The sequence below is a fragment of the Xenorhabdus sp. IM139775 genome (assembly GCF_028598745.1).
Classification (GTDB): domain Bacteria; phylum Pseudomonadota; class Gammaproteobacteria; order Enterobacterales; family Enterobacteriaceae; genus Xenorhabdus.
This window is the reverse complement of the sequence record NZ_JAQRFK010000006.1, coordinates 40,953-57,143: the sequence shown is the minus strand read 5'-3', so window position 1 is coordinate 57,143 and position 16,191 is coordinate 40,953. Positions and strand designations below refer to the sequence as shown.

At 45.0% G+C, this 16,191-nt stretch carries 15 protein-coding genes; 11 read left to right on the top strand and 4 right to left on the bottom strand.

All coding sequences use genetic code 11. The features are described from left to right. Positions 1-37: 37 nt before the first annotated feature. Positions 38-1,375: an isochorismate synthase MenF gene (gene menF / locus PSI17_RS02390; protein WP_443255989.1), complete on the bottom strand. Its 1,338-nt coding sequence runs from the start codon at positions 1,373-1,375 to the stop codon at positions 38-40. Between the two features lie 821 nt (positions 1,376-2,196). Between menF and pgaA the strand changes: the two genes are divergently transcribed. The 8 genes from pgaA to PSI17_RS02350 all read left to right on the top strand — a co-directional run bounded on the left by pgaA (position 2,197) and on the right by PSI17_RS02350 (position 12,466). After that, the gene (gene pgaA, locus PSI17_RS02385; protein WP_273550424.1) at positions 2,197-4,695 is read left to right on the top strand and encodes a poly-beta-1,6 N-acetyl-D-glucosamine export porin PgaA; all 2,499 of its coding nucleotides are present in this window, start codon (positions 2,197-2,199) and stop codon (positions 4,693-4,695) included. Positions 4,696-4,736: 41 nt separating this feature from the next. Next, the gene (gene pgaB / locus PSI17_RS02380; protein ID WP_443255992.1) at positions 4,737-6,743 is read left to right on the top strand and encodes a poly-beta-1,6-N-acetyl-D-glucosamine N-deacetylase PgaB; all 2,007 of its coding nucleotides are present in this window, start codon (positions 4,737-4,739) and stop codon (positions 6,741-6,743) included. Beyond that, positions 6,736-8,067: a poly-beta-1,6-N-acetyl-D-glucosamine synthase gene (pgaC, locus tag PSI17_RS02375; RefSeq protein ID WP_273550422.1), complete on the top strand. Its 1,332-nt coding sequence runs from the start codon at positions 6,736-6,738 to the stop codon at positions 8,065-8,067. The genes pgaB and pgaC overlap by 8 nt, the downstream gene beginning before the upstream one ends. Continuing rightward, positions 8,064-8,519 carry a poly-beta-1,6-N-acetyl-D-glucosamine biosynthesis protein PgaD gene (gene pgaD / locus PSI17_RS02370; RefSeq protein WP_273550421.1) on the top strand — a complete coding sequence of 152 codons (456 nt, stop codon included), beginning with the start codon at positions 8,064-8,066 and terminating at the stop codon, positions 8,517-8,519. Before pgaC ends, pgaD begins: the two co-directional genes overlap by 4 nt. Before the next feature lie 315 nt (positions 8,520-8,834). Continuing rightward, positions 8,835-9,431, top strand: a complete 597-nt coding sequence (locus PSI17_RS02365) for a YfiR family protein (RefSeq protein WP_273550420.1) — start codon at positions 8,835-8,837, stop codon at positions 9,429-9,431. Between the two features lie 5 nt (positions 9,432-9,436). After that, a complete protein-coding gene (locus tag PSI17_RS02360) occupies positions 9,437-10,699 on the top strand; it encodes a diguanylate cyclase domain-containing protein (RefSeq protein WP_273550419.1) in 1,263 nt (420 codons plus the stop codon). Beyond that, positions 10,696-11,181 (top strand): OmpA family protein, encoded by a 486-nt coding sequence (locus PSI17_RS02355; RefSeq protein ID WP_273550418.1) that lies wholly within the window; start codon positions 10,696-10,698, stop codon positions 11,179-11,181. Before PSI17_RS02360 ends, PSI17_RS02355 begins: the two co-directional genes overlap by 4 nt. 361 nt (positions 11,182-11,542) lie before the next feature. Next, complete coding sequence (locus tag PSI17_RS02350; protein ID WP_273550417.1) at positions 11,543-12,466, top strand: cyclic diguanylate phosphodiesterase; 924 nt, start codon at positions 11,543-11,545, stop codon at positions 12,464-12,466. Positions 12,467-12,643: 177 nt separating this feature from the next. Here the strand turns inward: PSI17_RS02350 and PSI17_RS02345 are convergent, their stop codons facing one another. The 3 genes from PSI17_RS02345 to PSI17_RS02335 all read right to left on the bottom strand — a co-directional run bounded on the left by PSI17_RS02345 (position 12,644) and on the right by PSI17_RS02335 (position 14,707). Continuing rightward, a complete protein-coding gene (locus PSI17_RS02345) occupies positions 12,644-13,885 on the bottom strand; it encodes a type II toxin-antitoxin system HipA family toxin (RefSeq protein WP_273550416.1) in 1,242 nt (413 codons plus the stop codon). Next, positions 13,878-14,153, bottom strand: coding sequence for a helix-turn-helix domain-containing protein (locus PSI17_RS02340; protein ID WP_273550415.1), 276 nt, complete (start codon positions 14,151-14,153; stop codon positions 13,878-13,880). Before PSI17_RS02340 ends, PSI17_RS02345 begins: the two co-directional genes overlap by 8 nt. A gap of 89 nt (positions 14,154-14,242) precedes the next feature. Next, positions 14,243-14,707 (bottom strand): hypothetical protein, encoded by a 465-nt coding sequence (locus tag PSI17_RS02335; protein ID WP_273550414.1) that lies wholly within the window; start codon positions 14,705-14,707, stop codon positions 14,243-14,245. 247 nt (positions 14,708-14,954) lie between these two features. Here PSI17_RS02335 and PSI17_RS02330 point away from each other — a divergent pair, with 247 nt between their 5' ends. Genes PSI17_RS02330 through PSI17_RS02320 form a run of 3 tightly spaced genes read left to right on the top strand, consistent with a single transcriptional unit; the run spans position 14,955 to position 16,185 of the window. Further along, positions 14,955-15,314, top strand: coding sequence for an ArsR/SmtB family transcription factor (locus PSI17_RS02330; protein ID WP_273550413.1), 360 nt, complete (start codon positions 14,955-14,957; stop codon positions 15,312-15,314). Position 15,315: 1 nt separating this feature from the next. Beyond that, positions 15,316-15,738: a YeeE/YedE family protein gene (locus tag PSI17_RS02325; protein WP_273550412.1), complete on the top strand. Its 423-nt coding sequence runs from the start codon at positions 15,316-15,318 to the stop codon at positions 15,736-15,738. Between the two features lie 21 nt (positions 15,739-15,759). Next, a complete protein-coding gene (locus PSI17_RS02320) occupies positions 15,760-16,185 on the top strand; it encodes a DUF6691 family protein (RefSeq protein ID WP_273550411.1) in 426 nt (141 codons plus the stop codon). The last annotated feature ends 6 nt before the right edge of the window (positions 16,186-16,191 follow it).

Genomic DNA, 16,191 nt, shown 5'->3' with positions numbered 1-16,191 from the left:
AAAACAATTTCCTTATCTTAGTTCAAGGAATTGTCATTTACCCATTAACCCTACTGGTCAATAAGGTTCGCAATCCTGCCGCTTTATTTTCTATTTCCAGCCACTCCTGCCCTGGATCTGACCCTGCAACAATCCCTGCACCGGCGTACAACGCCAACACGTTGTGGTGAATACAGGCACAGCGCAACGAAACCGCAAACTCGCTCTGATCCAGCCCCAAATACCCCGCAGAGCCTGCATACCAATCACGCTTGAAAGGCTCATTGTTTGCCAAAAATTGCCGTGCCGCTTCACGTGGCAGCCCGGCAACCGCAGCCGTTGGCTGTAAACGACGCAGGCAATCACTATCACAAACGTGATTCAGTACGCCACGAATCAGCCTGCGCAGGTGCTGAACTTTTCTCAGGCGGATCACATCAGGCGGGGCAACATCGACTGAAATGACACCGCCTTGCAAACGCTGGCAGATATCGTCAACAACAATGCGATTCTCATGCTGATTTTTTTTATCTTCCAGCAACCACTGCCCCAATTCAGCCGCCCGTTGATCATCTTCGGCATTTGTCACTGTCCCGGCCAGCGCTTCGGTATAAAACTGTAACTTATCCCGGTAGTAAAGCCGCTCTGGGGTCGAAGCAAGAAAGGCGTGATCGGCACTAAACGCCAGCATAAAATGATAACAACCATGATTCACGCTACGGCTGGCGGCCATTAATTGTGCCGTGTGCAATGGTGCATTCAGCGTCAATTCCGTTTTCCGTGCGATGACAACCTTTTCCATTTTGTTTTGGCTAATGGCATTGAGTGCCTGTTCCAACAAACGATGCCATTGACCACATTCAGGCGTATGCTTTGCCCTCAGGACGGCTGTCTGTAACGGCAGCAGAGGTTGACCCGGAAGAAGTTGTTGCAGGAACCGGCGGGCATTTTCGAGATCGGCGTTGCCATCCACATGGATATACAAACGATTTTCCCCACGATGGCGGCGTAATTCTAACCTCGGCAGAAACAGATAGCTTTCCCCGCAAATGACATCTTCATTTTCATGACGGGAAGGATAAAAATTGACTTTATCCCAAGCATTCAGACCCCATAAACGCATTCGTGCTGATTGACGATCTTGCTGTAGAAATGTCTCCGCGTCAGTCACCTTGTTAAACAGGCGAACTTGCCCACAAGCCACTACTTCTTCATGACCTTCTCTGTGTCGCCAGTAAAATTGTGGGTAATGGGGCTGGGCAGATAACCATTCCAACCAATGGGCGTCACTGTCAACCGGTAATGCGAAAGAGAATGATTGAATCCCCGTTTCGCTAACGCTTTCGGTATTAAGAGACTCGCAGATATCAGCGATGATATTGGTCATTTGGTTCACATCTTTCCCCATTAACGATATCGATTAACAGCATGATAAAAAACAGAATTATACGAACCACCAAGAATTATGAAAGCACTTATTATTTATGAGGTTTTTTTAGCCTTTTTGTCAGTGACGGCTTGATGGGGAGTCAAGCGCCATGCTGTTAGGCTCTGTCTTATATTGGCGCCCATTTTTTAATGTAAAACCCATTAGCTTTACATTATTCATTATAAATAGCGTTTCAAAATGATAGGAGTAAACCTTGTCCCCCGCGGCGCGGGGGACAAGGTTACAAACTCTCACTATTATGAATATTTATTTATATTAACGATAAAAATAGCATTTAATTTCGAAATATAGTCACAACACGACAAATAAACCCTATTTTTACACTGAAAAACCCCACCAATTTAACCACACCAATCCATTTCAAATAAAAAATCGCAAATAATCAATATTCCCCCTCGGCAATAAAAAATATTTATACTCAATTTAAATATTTTTTATTGAAACCAGCCACAGCACTAAATATTATTTTTTAACCCGTTAAATTCATAAGGTAATTATCTCAATACCTTGATTTTAAATAAATAAAATCATCACATAATAATAAAATAATCAATGGGTATTATATTTATAAAATACAATACCCATGTAAAACCAAATAATCGCCATTATTTTGAGAAATTTCCCCATTGATATAAATCCACACAGTACGTATTATTCTGCCTCTTCAAAAATGAAGGCTGTAAAAAATCATCTTAATCTAAATTAATTTCAATTCCGTCTGGTCCTGCTATTTGTAAAACCAATAGGCAGTATAAAAAGGGGATAGTGTGTCATATCTTTATTTCCGTCCGATGGGCTTCCATAGATATCGGTATAAACTGTTATCGTTATTTATTTCACTAAGTTGTTTAATCACAACAGAATCTGCCCAGGCAGATTACGATGCGTTAATTCAACAAGCCAGAAAGGGTAATACCACCCCCATGCTCGAATATATTCGTCAGGAAGAGAAACAATATCGTCTTTCTTCCTCGCAAATTGCTGATTGGTTGCAAGTTGCGGGCTGGGCCGGATATGACGATGAGGTCATTTCTCTCTGGCAACGCTATCGCACAATGTCCATCCCCGCCAGAGGGATCTCGGCGGTTGCCAAAGCCTATCGCAACCAACGCCAATGGCCGCAGGCAATCCAGATGTGGCGCACCGCCCTGATTTTGGAGAAACAGAACAGTGACATCAGGACCGGCCTTATCATGACGCTCGCTGATGCCAGACAAGACCAAGAGGCGCGCCGTTTGGCAAAAGAGTTACTGGCCCGCCAACCCAATGCCGCCAATTACCGTTTGATGGCTTATGTTGATCACGCTGCCGGCCGGATATGGCATGCCATGCAAATGCTTTCTATTGCGCATGACCGGTTTCCCGATGATAAAGCAGTCACCCAAGATTACCTGTCCAGCCTCAAGAACAATCGGGTCAATGGCTCTGCATGGCGTCTGGGACAACAACATTCGGCACAATTAACCTCCGGGCAACTGCGCAGGCTGGAAGCCGACGCCGCCGCAGAACTGGTCCGCCTGTCCATGATGCCGAATCATAGCGAAAAAGAGCGGTTTGATATTGCTGACCGGGCACTTGCACGTTACGAACACATCCTTAATCAGTGGCACAATTTGTCTGATGCCCGACAAGATTACCAGCAGGCACGCATTGATCGGCTTGGTGCCCTGCTTTCCCGTCATCGGATGCAACATGTCATTGATGAATATCTCGCCTTGCAACAACAAGCCGAGCAGAAAAAAGGCCAGCCTGTTCCGGAATATGCCCGGAAATGGGCAGCCGCAGCCTACCTGAATCTGCGCCAGCCAGAAAAAGCCCGGGCTATTCTGCGATCCCTGAATTATCCCCATGAAAATCTTTCGGTGCCGGGGAAAACAGCACAATCCAACATCCCGCTTGAGGATGATATTGTCCTTTTCTATGCGGATGTAGAAAGTGAGCATCTGGATGCAGCCCGACAGCTTGCTGACAATATCAAGCAGCGTAGCCCCTATATGCTCAATGTTTTTGGATCGCCCGTTCGTGTGCCTAATGATGACTGGCTACAAGGACAGCAATTTCTGGCGGAGTCTGCGCAACTGCGGGCAGATTTTCCCGCAGCAGAAAAACGCTTTACTCATTTAGCCCGCACCGCGCCCGGCAATCAGAAATTACGCACTGATCTGGCGGCTATCTGGCTGGATCGCGGTTGGCCACGCCGGGCGGAAAGCGAATTAAAGCAGATTGAAGGGCTCGATCCCCGCAATCTGTCGTTGGAAGTCCAGCAAGGCTATACCGGCCTTGCCCTGCAAGAATGGCATCAGGTGGATCTGCTGGCCGATGATGTCATGACCCGCGCACCTGAAGATATGCTCGCTAAACGCTTTAACCGCCTGCGCAATGTACACCATATGTCAGAGCTGCGTATTCAGGTCAATCAAGGCATTAATTCAGATAATCCACAAAGCGGCAAACACAGTTCAGATATTGACGCGGTACTTTATAGCCCTCCCCTTGGTGATAATTGGCGCTTATTTGCCGGCGGCGCTTACAATCGCAGCCAATTTTCCGAAGGCCGGGGCCTGAACCGTGATTTACGTGGCGGTGTGGAATGGCGTTCACGGGATCTTTGGCTGGAAGGTGAAGTTTCTGCGCGGAATTATCGTCATGGCAGCAAAATGGGCATACGGATTGCGGCTTGGTATGACATCAATGACCAGTGGCGTCTGGGTGGCTCCGCTGAACGTCTCGCCCGTCATACGCCCCTGCACGCATTAAGCAACAATATCCATGCTAATGGCGGGGCAATTTATGCACGCTGGCGATCCAGCGAACGCCGTCAATGGGCTGCGCGTTTTACCCCTTCGTTCTTCTCGGATGGCAATCATCGCTTTGAATATGCCGTTGACGGCCTGCAACGCCTATACAGCGCGCCTTATCTCAAACTGGATGCGAAGCTGGAACTGAGTACGGCTCATAATACGCATCAAAATACGCCCTATTTCAATCCCAAAAGCGACTTTACCCTCCTGCCTGAACTGGAAGCAGACCACATCCTATATCGGCATTATCAAACCGTCTGGCGTCAGCAACTGGCGGCAGGCATTGGGCAATATTGGCAACAAGGATACGGCAGTGGCCTGATCACGATGGTGGGATACGGCCAGCGCATTACGTGGAATGATGTTCTTGATGCCGGTGTAAGGCTTACGCTGGATAAACGTCCTTACGACGGTAAACGAGAAAATAATCTGCAAGCGGCTTTTGATTTAATCTATCGGTTCTAAAGGATTTTTTTATGAAATATCACCTTTTTCGTCATTGGTTGATGATCTCGACACTGCTGATTAGCCTGTTTATTCCCCCATTCGCCATGATGGCCTATGCAGAAAAACCCGATTTTGTCCCTCCCGCGCAACGTCCCCTGCCAATGAACGAACGCCCGTGGCCTAAAAACGGGTTTGTGGTTCTGGCTTACCATGATGTTGAAGATGAGGGGGCAGATCAGCGTTTTATGTCTGTCCGTACCAGCGCGTTGAACGATCAATTTGCCTGGTTGCGGGAAAATGGCTACCAGCCGATTACCGTCGATCAAATTCTTACCGCCAATCAGGGCGGGACGCCATTGCCTCCCAAGGCAGTCTTGCTGACTTTCGATGATGGCTATAGCAGTTTTTACCATCGCGTCTTTCCCCTGCTTAAAGCCTATAACTGGCCCGGCATTCTGGCACCGGTTGGGATTTGGGTTGATGTCCCCGCCGGAAAACCGGTTGATTTTGGTGGGTTGATCGTGCCGCGGGAGCGCTTTACGACTTGGGAACAAGTGGCTGAGATGTCACGATCGGGTTTAGTGGAAATAGGTTCTCATACTTATCAACACCATTATGGTGCCATCGCTAACCCACAAGGCAATACAGAGCCGGCCGCAGCCATTCGCATTTACGATCCGAAAACCGGTCAATATGAAAGCGAGCAAGCGTTTCGCCAGCGGATGGAAAAGGACATTGCCACGATTACCCAAAGAATTATCGCGGCCACAGGCAAACAGCCACGGGTTTGGATCTGGCCTTATGGCATCGATAACGGTGTTACGCTGGAAATCGCCAAACGCTATGGCTACAAAATGGCATTGACGCTGGATAATGGGCTGGCAAACGCCAACAGCCTTGATAATGTGCCGCGTATCTTGCTGACTCATAATCCTTCCCTGAAAGAGTTTGCTGAGCAAGTCATTCAGGTACAGAACAAACCGATCTTACGGATTGCCCATATTGATCTGGACTATGTTTACGATCCTGATCCCGTTCAACAGGCCGACAATCTTGACAAACTGGTACAGCGCATTGCCGATCTGCGCGTCAATACCGTTTTCCTGCAAGCCTTTGCTGATCCGCAAGGCGATGGCAATATCCGTGAACTCTATTTCCCCAACCGCTGGCTGCCGATGCGCGCCGATCTATTTAACCGTGTTGCCTGGCAACTGCACAGTCGCCTGAACATTGAAGTGTATGCGTGGATGCCCGTTCTGGCATTTGAACTGGCACCTTCACTCCCGCGGGTGATGAGCGATGACGAAAGTCACAACCAGCGGTTTGTCAACCCGACACAATATCGTCGTTTATCGCCCTATCACCCGGACAATCGCCAGAGAATCAAAGAGATTTATCAGGATTTGGCTTCCCATGCCATTTTTCAGGGTATTTTGTATCACGATGATGCCGTCATGTCCGATTTTGAAGATGCCGGCGCAGATGCCATCAAAGCTTATCAGGCGGCGGGTTTCTCTGCCTCCATTGCAGAAATTCGGCAAGATCCCGAACAATTCGCCCGTTGGACACGTTTCAAAAGCCAATACCTGATTGACTTTACCCACGAATTAACCCAAGAACTCAAGTCCATACGGGGTTATCAGATCAAAACTGCACGCAATATTTTTGCCCTGCCCATTCTGGAACCCGACAGCGAAGCATGGTTTGCCCAAAATCTGGATGATTTTCTCGCTCACTACGATTGGGTCGCGCCAATGGCAATGCCCTTAATGGAAAATGTACCCTCAGCAAAAAGTAATTCGTGGTTATCCCGATTAGTAAAAATCATTGCCCAACGCCCGGAAGCACTGGACAAAACCGTCTTTGAACTCCAGTCCGTGGATTGGCGCAAGCCACTGGATAAAAGAGCGATACCGGGCCATCAATTGGCTGAATGGATGCGTCAATTACAGCTCAATGGTGCACAGAGTTTCGGTTACTACCCGGATGATTTTCTCAATAATCAACCAGAAATGAATGAGATCCGCCCTGTTCTTTCTCCTGAATGGTATCCACTTAATGATTGATCGTATTATTGCTTTTATCGTGCTCTGCCTGGTATTGAGCATTCCTCTTGGCATCGCCGTCGCTTTTACCGGCGAAGTCATGCTGAACTTTGTCTTTTTCTGGCCTTTATTTATGTCAGCCATCTGGATTTCAGGCGGGATCTACTTCTGGCTCTATCGGGAAAGGCATTGGAAAGTGGTTGATAAAGCCGCCCCCCATCTTGAAGGTGAGCCGCTGATTTCAATTTTGATCCCTTGTTACAACGAAGGGCCGAATGTCCGCGAAACCCTGCTGGCCGCCTTAAACCAACGCTATCCCCATGTTGAAGTGATCGCAATCAATGATGGTTCAACTGACAGCACGGCGGATGAACTCAATGCCATGGCGAAACAACACCAAGCCCTGAGGGTGATACACCTGAAACAGAATCAGGGCAAAGCCACGGCGCTTCAAGCCGGTGCGGCAGCGGCAAAAAGTGATTATCTGGTCTGCATTGATGGTGATGCCCTGCTGGATCGCGATGCCGCAGTCTGGCTGGTCAAGCCCATGATTGATCATCCCCGCGTTGGTGCGGTTACCGGCAATCCCCGTGTTCGCACGCGATCCACGTTAGTGGGGCGCGTTCAGGTGGGTGAATTTTCCTCCATCATTGGCCTTATCAAACGAACCCAACGGGTTTATGGCCAAGTCTTTACCGTTTCGGGGGTGGTAGCGGCCTTTAATCGCCGGGCGCTTGCCGATGTCGGTTACTGGAGCAATGACATGATCACAGAAGATATTGACGTGAGCTGGAAACTCCAGTTGCACCATTGGTCGATCTTTTTCGAACCCCGTGCTATCTGCTGGATCCTGATGCCGGAAACCCTGCGGGGGTTATGGAAACAGCGGTTGCGCTGGGCACAGGGTGGTGCCGAGGTGTTCCTGAAAAACCTGCGTCAATTGTGGTCATGGCAATATCGCCGCATGTGGATGTTATTTGCCGAGTTCTGCTGTTCCGTTATCTGGTCATTTACCTTTGCCCTTTCCATCATTTTATTTTTTCTCGGAATGCTCATCACATTACCGGAAAACATTCGTGTCTATACCCTATTCCCCCCCGGATATACGGGATTGGTTCTGGCGGCGACCTGCCTGCTCCAGTTTACCGTCAGCCTGATGATTGAGCGACGCTATGAAAAACACGTTGCCTCATCGCTTTTCTGGGTCATTTGGTATCCTATGGTTTATTGGATGCTAAGCCTGTTTACGACCCTGATTTCTTTTCCCAAAGTGATGCTCAAAGTTCACAGAAAACGTGCCCGCTGGGAAAGCCCGGACAGGGGAATAGAGAGAATCGAATCATGAAAGATCCATTAATTTTTACTGAACAAAAATTATTGCCCCGTTTAATGGATATCCTGTTGACCGTTCTGGCTTGGGTCGGTTTTATCTATTTATTTATCGTGGGATTATTTAACGCTTCTCATCATGGCCCCAGCGCTTTTACTTCGACATTCACGTCAGCATTCACGTCAACATTCACGTCAACATTGACTTCAAAACTGGGATCTCTCGCCCTTTATATTGCCATCGCCATCTTTAATGCACTTTTGCTTATTGGCTGGGCAAAATACAACCAACGTCGATTTAAGATTGAGCGGCGTCGCCACCGACCTGCGTTAACTCACGCGGAGGTGGCACAAAGTTTTATTCTGGAACAAAAATTGTTAGAGGTCTTAAAGCAAAGCAAAGTTTCCAGTATCACTTATGACAATCATGGACATATAATAGGAATCAATAAAGATGTATCAATATAGATCTATCAACATAGAAATGAGAAATAAGAGTCTATTTGTTGATAATGAAATTATACCTTAAAGTTACCAATTAAATTATTGGGTCAGCGACAGCTTTACAACCTATCTCATTCGGTATCATTTTTGCGCAGTCACAATCATCGTGACGGTCGTTATTACAGTCGCCAGAGAAAAAATAATGGCAAAAATACCTTGATGAGATAGGTTCCGGCTAGAACCGATTTTATCAATAACGTTAACACGATTATTTACACTAGACTTTTGACACGATATGAAAGGCCAATACTGGACGAAAAGCAAATACTGGAACTCGTTATGAAAGTGATTGAACGGACTCATCATCTTTGTAAGCGTACTGTTTTTAAACATTGTCTTTCCAGATTATTTCTACGGGTACTGATGACCTTGTGCGTAATCACTGTAATAGGTAATTCAGCCGTCATGGCTGTGCCTGATACCAATGAAAAACTCATGCTTAATCAAAACGTTGTGCGGGTAGTTTCTGGCATTATCAGTTATACCCACTGGCCTATTGCACCGACTGTCCTGCATTTATGTCTGGTTCCCCCCTCCCATTACATTAGCGCCTTAACTCACATTGATATGATTTCTGATCACACAGAACTGCAAATAGAAACGCTGAATTTCAACGTAGAACAGCTCATAGAAAGATGTGATGTCATTTACTATGGTCAAGTTGATCCACAACTTCAACATCAGGTCATTAACCTGAAAGATGCGAAGCCACTGCTGACCATTGCTGAAAATAATCCGAACTGTGAAATTGGCAGCGCATTTTGCCTCAACATTAACAGCACGCAGGCAACATTCAGCCTTAACCTTGATATTCTGACGCGCAGCGGCATACGCGTACACCCGAATGTCCTGCAATTGGCTCGTAAGGTGGAATAATCTGTATGAAGAAACGTTATTCACTGATGCCATCACGCCCGACTTTACGTCAGGCTTTTCACCGTATCCATCTGATTATTACGTTTATCATATTATCCGTCGTCGGCTTATTCTTATCCCTGCTGGCACTGCTTGCCATGCAGAAATATGCCGAAAATAATTTAAAGCTGATCTCCACGACCATTGCCCATACCGCACAGGCCGCCGTGGTCTTTCAGGATAAAACCGCAGCAAACGAAATATTGGAAATGATTGCGGTTCACGATAGTTTTACCGAAGCTAAAATTTTTGATGCTAAACAACAGGTATTAGCCTGCTGGCAGGCCAATCAGGGATCTCGTACCAACAATTTCAAAAAATGGGTCGATCATTGGCTGCTTCCTGAACCGATTACTCTGCCAATTTATCACCATCAGCAGAAAGTCGGCTCAGTCTGGCTCATCGGTAACAGCAACCATATTATCAAGTTTATTTATCAGGCCCTGTTGGTCCTGTTTGCCTGCCTGTTGTTCAGCGCCGTCATTTCACTTTACCTTTCATTGCGTATGCACGATGGCATCGTCAGAGCGTTGCAAAACATTACGGTCGTCGCCCATGATGTGCGGCAGCAACGGACATTCTCACGGCGTGTGCCTTCTGCCCACATTGCTGAATTGCACAAATTAAGCCAGGTTTTCAATCACCTGCTGGAAGAACTGGAAGAGTGGCAACATCATCTGCAAACCGAAAAAGCCGCGTTAACCTGGCAAGCGCAACATGATTCCCTCACCGGTTTACCAAACCGGGCCACTTTTGAGCGTGTTCTTTCAACCGTGATGAACGATAAATTCATGCGTGAAAGTGCCGCAGTATTATTTATTGATGGTAACAGACTGAAATATGTCAACGATATTTATGGACATGCCGCCGGCGATCACGTGCTTGTCACGATAGCCGCCACGCTAAAAAGGAAGGTGAGAAAGACAGATACCGTTGCCCGGCTTGGCGGGGATGAATTCGCTATCCTATTACCCTCTGCCAATCTGGAAGATGCAGAACGCATTGCGAAAAATATCATCCATGCCATGGACACCCCGATCCTTTTGCCCAACGGACAACACCTGCGTATCACACTCAGTATTGGCATTGCCTTATCCAACGGTGAACTCACGGCGGAACAACTGCTCTCGGAAGCAGATGCGGCAATGTATCACATTAAACAACGAGGTGGCGGCTGGTATTCCGCTGATACAACCAAACTAAACTATCTATCAAGGAACCCTCTATGAGCAGAAACCGATACTGTGTATTTATCTGGGTATTTATTGGCACACTCTTTCTCAGTGCCTGCCAGAACAAAGGGGCGTTGACAGCCGCTCAAATCGCCGCACTAAAACAACAAGGATTTCAACAAACCGATGAAGGCTGGCTATTTGGCATATCTGAAAAAGTGTTATTTGGTAATAACCAATTCCGCTTGCGTCCTGAAGGTCAGGCCAAGTTAAAAGAACTCGCCAGTGTTTTATCCAAAGTGGGTATCCACCATGCACGTCTTGATGGCCATACTGACAACTACGGGGAAGTGAGTTACAACAATCAATTATCGTTAAAACGCGCCAACACCGTTGCAGAGGCACTGACACAGGGAGGAATGCAGCGTACTCATCTGACAACCCGTGGATTAGGGCCAAGCCAACCTATCGCCGATAACCGGAGTTCAAAAGGCCGGGCAGAAAACCGCCGGGTTGCCATTGTGATAACGACACCGTAAAAATGGGCCTTATATAACGCCATTTATTACCGTTAACCTTAATATATTGATATCTATAAATAATAATTTTGCCACGGATGGCAAAATTATTTCGTTATTTTGATCATCGCCACTAATTACGAAATTTTTTGATCCGATCTTGCCGTACAGCCATCTCACTATTTCCCGTCGCTAAATTCTTCCTGTAACATAGTCGGGATTGTTTTCTCAAAAAAGAACAACATTTTTTTGTGATCAATAAGTTAATGAAACTTTGCATATTTAGATAACAAGTCTACTGTTAAGTAACGGGCTTTATCAAAAAGGAGAAATGATGAGGCTGAATCTGAAATCATACCGATCCCTGTATCGGATATTTGTGATGTTATTCATCACCCTCATTGCCAGTACAGGATTTATATTCTGGAGATTATTTTCCAATTATCAGGACAATATCCAGCCAGATGTGGAATTAGCACCTGTATTTATTTTACTGTCTCTGCTTACTCTCATCTCTGCGGTGTTTTTTTACCAATACACCAAAATCATCACTCGCCCAGAATATCACCTGAAAAAAGCGATTAAAAATAAGCAATTCATTCCTTACATACAGCCTATTATTTGTAGCAAAAACAATGCAATCATGGGGTGTGAAATTCTGGTTCGCTGGCAACATCCGGCTCATGGGTTATTGACACCCAATAAATTTATCGCCCAAATTGAAAAATCAGATTTGATTATTCCCTTAACGCATCACCTCATCACCCAAGTGCGAGATTATTTTTCACCGATTGCCCATCAATTACCTGCACATTTCCATTTTAATTTCAACATCAGTGCAAGACATTATAAAGATATTCAATTAGTTGATGATTGCCGAAATTTTCTGGGATCATTTCCAAAAGATACGGTTAAACTGATTTTGGAAATGACCGAACGAGAATTATTGTTGCCAGACGATCATACAATGCGTTTATTTAATAAGTTGAATAAATTAGGTGTATTAATTGCTCTGGACGACTTCGGTACGGGTTACTCCAATTATAATTATTTACAAAAATTTAATGTTCACCTAATCAAAATCGGACATAACTTTGTCAGCAAAATGAATACCGATATGATTTCAAAACATATTGTGGAAAATATTGTTGATCTTGCCCAGCGGTTACGGCTGGAAATTGTGGCAGAAGGGGTTGAAGACCAAGAACAGATCAATCAGTTAAAGAATTATTCTGTTAATTATTTACAGGGATATTACTTCGACCGCCCAATGCCGTTGGAAGAATTTGTCAAAAAGTGGTTATGATAAAATTCCGCCCTACGAAAACAGGTAAAGAGATTTAATGGTCGCCAAATCTAACATATTAATAATGATTATTTATATTTGGATTTGGCAAAAAGCATCGACTCAACATTCTCACGTCAATACTGTTACTATAGTGGCATTTTTTGGTGTTTTTCCATCATTATTGCCACGATTGTGTCATATTTTTAGATCTGACCATTTCTGCTCCATATGTTGTGCAATGGTAGCTGCCAATGATTTATCGATTTCCAATTCATTGGCAATCGATTGAAAACGATGGGTTTCGTCATAAATCTCTTCAAGCATATTTTTCAACGGCGTAATGCCGGAAAACCCCGCCTGCCCCGCTAATTGCTCCAACGCGGAAGGAGTAATGACTTTGCCATTACCGTTAAACGAAGTCATATGTTCGTTATAAGGTGACGGCATATAAACCACATCATAAAACGGAGAAAGACGCCAATTGTCCGTATCATCGGCCAAAAAAGCAAAATTTTTAGCATGATCATCCTGATTAACCGTGAGATAGTTGAAAAAAGCACGTTTCACTAATTTTTGTGCTTCTTCTACCCCACACAAATGCCTTGTCACTCTGGCTAAGTCAATATAATCCAGAGAAGGTTCTCTGAATGGTGCATCCAGCAATCCACAAGCTGAAATCATGTGGTAGCGGCCTTGTGCCGAACAATCAAACCGGGCTTGCTGTAACCAGAAACGGCCATTTCCCGCCGCCAATAACTCGAAATCAGGTACTTCAATTCCAACATTTCTCGCCATTTTCATATAAGCATATTCAACAAGACTTTCTGAATGCTGCAAAGAAAACCGATCAGACGTCAATTTAATAATCAATTTTTCCCCAATAGCATCAGCATGGGTTGAAAATAGACCATTGGCACACTTTGTCACATTGAGTTTGGGACGAGCACCACCGGAACCACTGGCATCCATAAGAGAGTTAAGAAAAACAGATCCCATACCTTCAAATTCTTTCACTGCCTCTTTGCCGAGCGTGATAAGATCGATATCTCTCTCATTCGTTGCAGAAAAAGACATGACTGGTTCATAGTAAAGCGCGCCGGAACATCGTTCACCCATATAAGCCAACCGTTTTAAGGCCGTCACCATTTTGGGATTATAGCCATTTGCCCGAAATACACGATCCATTAAATACAGCCCCCAGCCATCGGGTAAACTGTCACCAAAAACCCCATGCAGTCCATAATGAGGCGTTTTTGGGGCTTTTTGTAATGAATTATCTGCCTTAATCAGAAACGGAGAGAGTGATTTCGGATGACTGGCAAGATATGAATCATCATATTGAAAATAAACCCCCTCTTTATTCTCCGCCAATTGCCCAACCAGCATATTGCTGCCATCAGAAAATTTCCTCTTAACATTTAATAGCGTATTAAGCATTTTTCAGTACCTCAGCAATCGTAGTTGGCTCACGCTTACGTTCCTTCGTGAGTTCATGCAGTGGATGTAACTCACCAACCGCTTCCAATAACATAAGAAACTGCCGTAATGAAATATTACCGGTGCGCTCAAATTTCCTGATGGTGCTATACGGCACGCCGGAACGTTTGGCTAAGTCTTCGACGGATGATTTTTGTTGTTTACGTTGCCGTTTGATAAAGTCTTTTAATTCATGCTGTACATCATAGGCGGTGTAGAGAGAAAACATAAGCGTCATTCCTGCTACTATTATGACAATAATTTGATGATTATAACGTAAATTTCCCACAACAATAACCGTTTAAGACAAATAAAAAATCAAATGTAGTTTATTGATTGAGTTAACATTTTCGACTTGCCATAGTCATTTAATACGATTGGCAATTGATGCAGAAATACATAACCGTTATGTTGAAACTCAATCAACGCCTTATTTAAAGGAGAGATAAAAAATGTATCACCACCAAAAAATCCACTGGCGTTCAATTCAAAATAATCCCCAACAAAATCATCAATATGGTTCGCGTCCATTAAATAGACTTTATCTTTGATATAAGAATCTTCGTTAATAATAAAAACATCGTTAGAAAGGTATTGTTTGAAATTGATAAATTTTAATATTTCAGTATCATTCATTCCATTCCTGGCTTCTATTTTTCTCAAAAACTGAAATCGACTTTCTTGTGCAAACCCAACATAATTCAGTAATATCAATTCCCCACCAATAACAGGATGTAATATCAAATCAGCTTTATCCATCGTGTAATTTTTATAGCTTTCCATACTCTTTTTCTTTTTTCCCTTTGCTGTTTTAATATTGATTAACAGTACATAAATTTATTCAATCCTGACACTTTGTTTAAAGGTCGTTTTTGGCTTTATTTAAGCCGATAGAATTCACATTTCCAACGTCATCTTCATCTTAAAGCTGTATCCGTATCTTGAGGACAAAAATCCCCCAACCAGCTTGCATTTAGTTTATAAATTTATATTATATAAAAAAGTAAATTATCAAGGTGAGAATATGGTGATGAAGACGAATAACCCTGTGCAGCAAGCGATTTTGCGGCAAACAATTTCGCAGCAAACAATGCGGGAAGCTGCTGAAGGAGCAGCAGATGTGTTACGGGCGCTTGCCAATGATGACCGTTTACTGTTGATGTGCCAACTGAGTCAGGGAGAGGCTTCTGTCGGACAGCTTGAAGACGCCGTGGGCATCCATCAGCCAACGCTGTCACAGCAATTAGGTGTCATGCGGCGGTTAAATCTGGTGCAGACGCGTCGGGAAGGGAAACAAATTTTCTACCGTATTGAAGACGAACGCATTCTGACACTGCTTCATACTCTTTATACCTTGTATTGCCCGAAGCCGGAAATAACAGGAGATTAGGATGAACATTAATTTTGCCCAGTTCACACCGGGAATGAGCTTTGGTGGAGGGATATTGATTGGTCTGGCCACAATAGCACTGGTGTTATTTTGCGGCCGGATTGCCGGTATCAGCGGTATTCTCGGTGGATTATTGCAACGTAAAACAAATGATCGCTCATGGCGGGTCGCATTTCTGGCAGGCATCATGATTGCTCCTGTGCTCTATAACCTACTGTATCCATTACCGGAAATCATCGTTACAGCATCTTGGCCTGCCATTATTATCGCGGGGCTTTTAGTGGGAATCGGAACACGGCTAGGTTCCGGCTGTACCAGCGGGCATGGCGTATGTGGACTTTCCCGCCTCTCCTTGCGTTCATTAGTCGCCACACTGATCTTTATGGCCGTGGGATTTGTCACTGCAACCATGTTGAGTGACTGATCGTTAATAGGGTGAAAAAAAATGATCGTGATACTTTCTCTTCTGTCTGGTGTCATTTTTGGTTTGGGTTTGATTATCAGTGGCATGGCAAACCCGGCCAAAGTTTTAGGTTTTTTGGATCTGGCTCGTCCGTGGGACCCGTCTTTGGCATTCGTGATGATGGGGGCTATTCTTGTCGGCCTGATCGGTTTCATGTTGGCTAATCGTCGCCAGTACGCACTTTGCGGCACACCGATGATATTGCCTGACCAACGTCAAATTGACTGGCGTTTGATGGGAGGTGCCGCACTTTTTGGACTAGGATGGGGCATTGCCGGCATTTGCCCAGGGCCAGGCTTAGTCCTGCTGGGGGCAGGCCATGCAAAAGGGTTGGCCTTTGTCGTGGCGATGATCATCGGAATGGGGTTGACGGATCGTAGTTGGCGGATCGTAGTTGGTGGATCGTAAAAAGTA

Coding starts and splice junctions, on each gene's coding strand:
- PSI17_RS02350 (WP_273550417.1), top strand. CDS start 11,543: ATGTTATTCATCACCCTCATTGCCAGTACAGGATTTATATTCTGGAGA.
- PSI17_RS02365 (WP_273550420.1), top strand. CDS start 8,835: ATGAAAGTGATTGAACGGACTCATCATCTTTGTAAGCGTACTGTTTTT.
- PSI17_RS02325 (WP_273550412.1), top strand. CDS start 15,316: ATGAACATTAATTTTGCCCAGTTCACACCGGGAATGAGCTTTGGTGGA.
- pgaC (WP_273550422.1), top strand. CDS start 6,736: ATGATTGATCGTATTATTGCTTTTATCGTGCTCTGCCTGGTATTGAGC.
- pgaB (WP_443255992.1), top strand. CDS start 4,737: ATGATCTCGACACTGCTGATTAGCCTGTTTATTCCCCCATTCGCCATG.
- PSI17_RS02320 (WP_273550411.1), top strand. CDS start 15,760: ATGATCGTGATACTTTCTCTTCTGTCTGGTGTCATTTTTGGTTTGGGT.
- PSI17_RS02355 (WP_273550418.1), top strand. CDS start 10,696: ATGAGCAGAAACCGATACTGTGTATTTATCTGGGTATTTATTGGCACA.
- PSI17_RS02345 (WP_273550416.1), bottom strand. CDS start 13,885: ATGCTTAATACGCTATTAAATGTTAAGAGGAAATTTTCTGATGGCAGC.
- PSI17_RS02330 (WP_273550413.1), top strand. CDS start 14,955: ATGAAGACGAATAACCCTGTGCAGCAAGCGATTTTGCGGCAAACAATT.
- PSI17_RS02335 (WP_273550414.1), bottom strand. CDS start 14,707: ATGGAAAGCTATAAAAATTACACGATGGATAAAGCTGATTTGATATTA.
- PSI17_RS02340 (WP_273550415.1), bottom strand. CDS start 14,153: ATGTTTTCTCTCTACACCGCCTATGATGTACAGCATGAATTAAAAGAC.
- PSI17_RS02360 (WP_273550419.1), top strand. CDS start 9,437: ATGAAGAAACGTTATTCACTGATGCCATCACGCCCGACTTTACGTCAG.
- pgaD (WP_273550421.1), top strand. CDS start 8,064: ATGAAAGATCCATTAATTTTTACTGAACAAAAATTATTGCCCCGTTTA.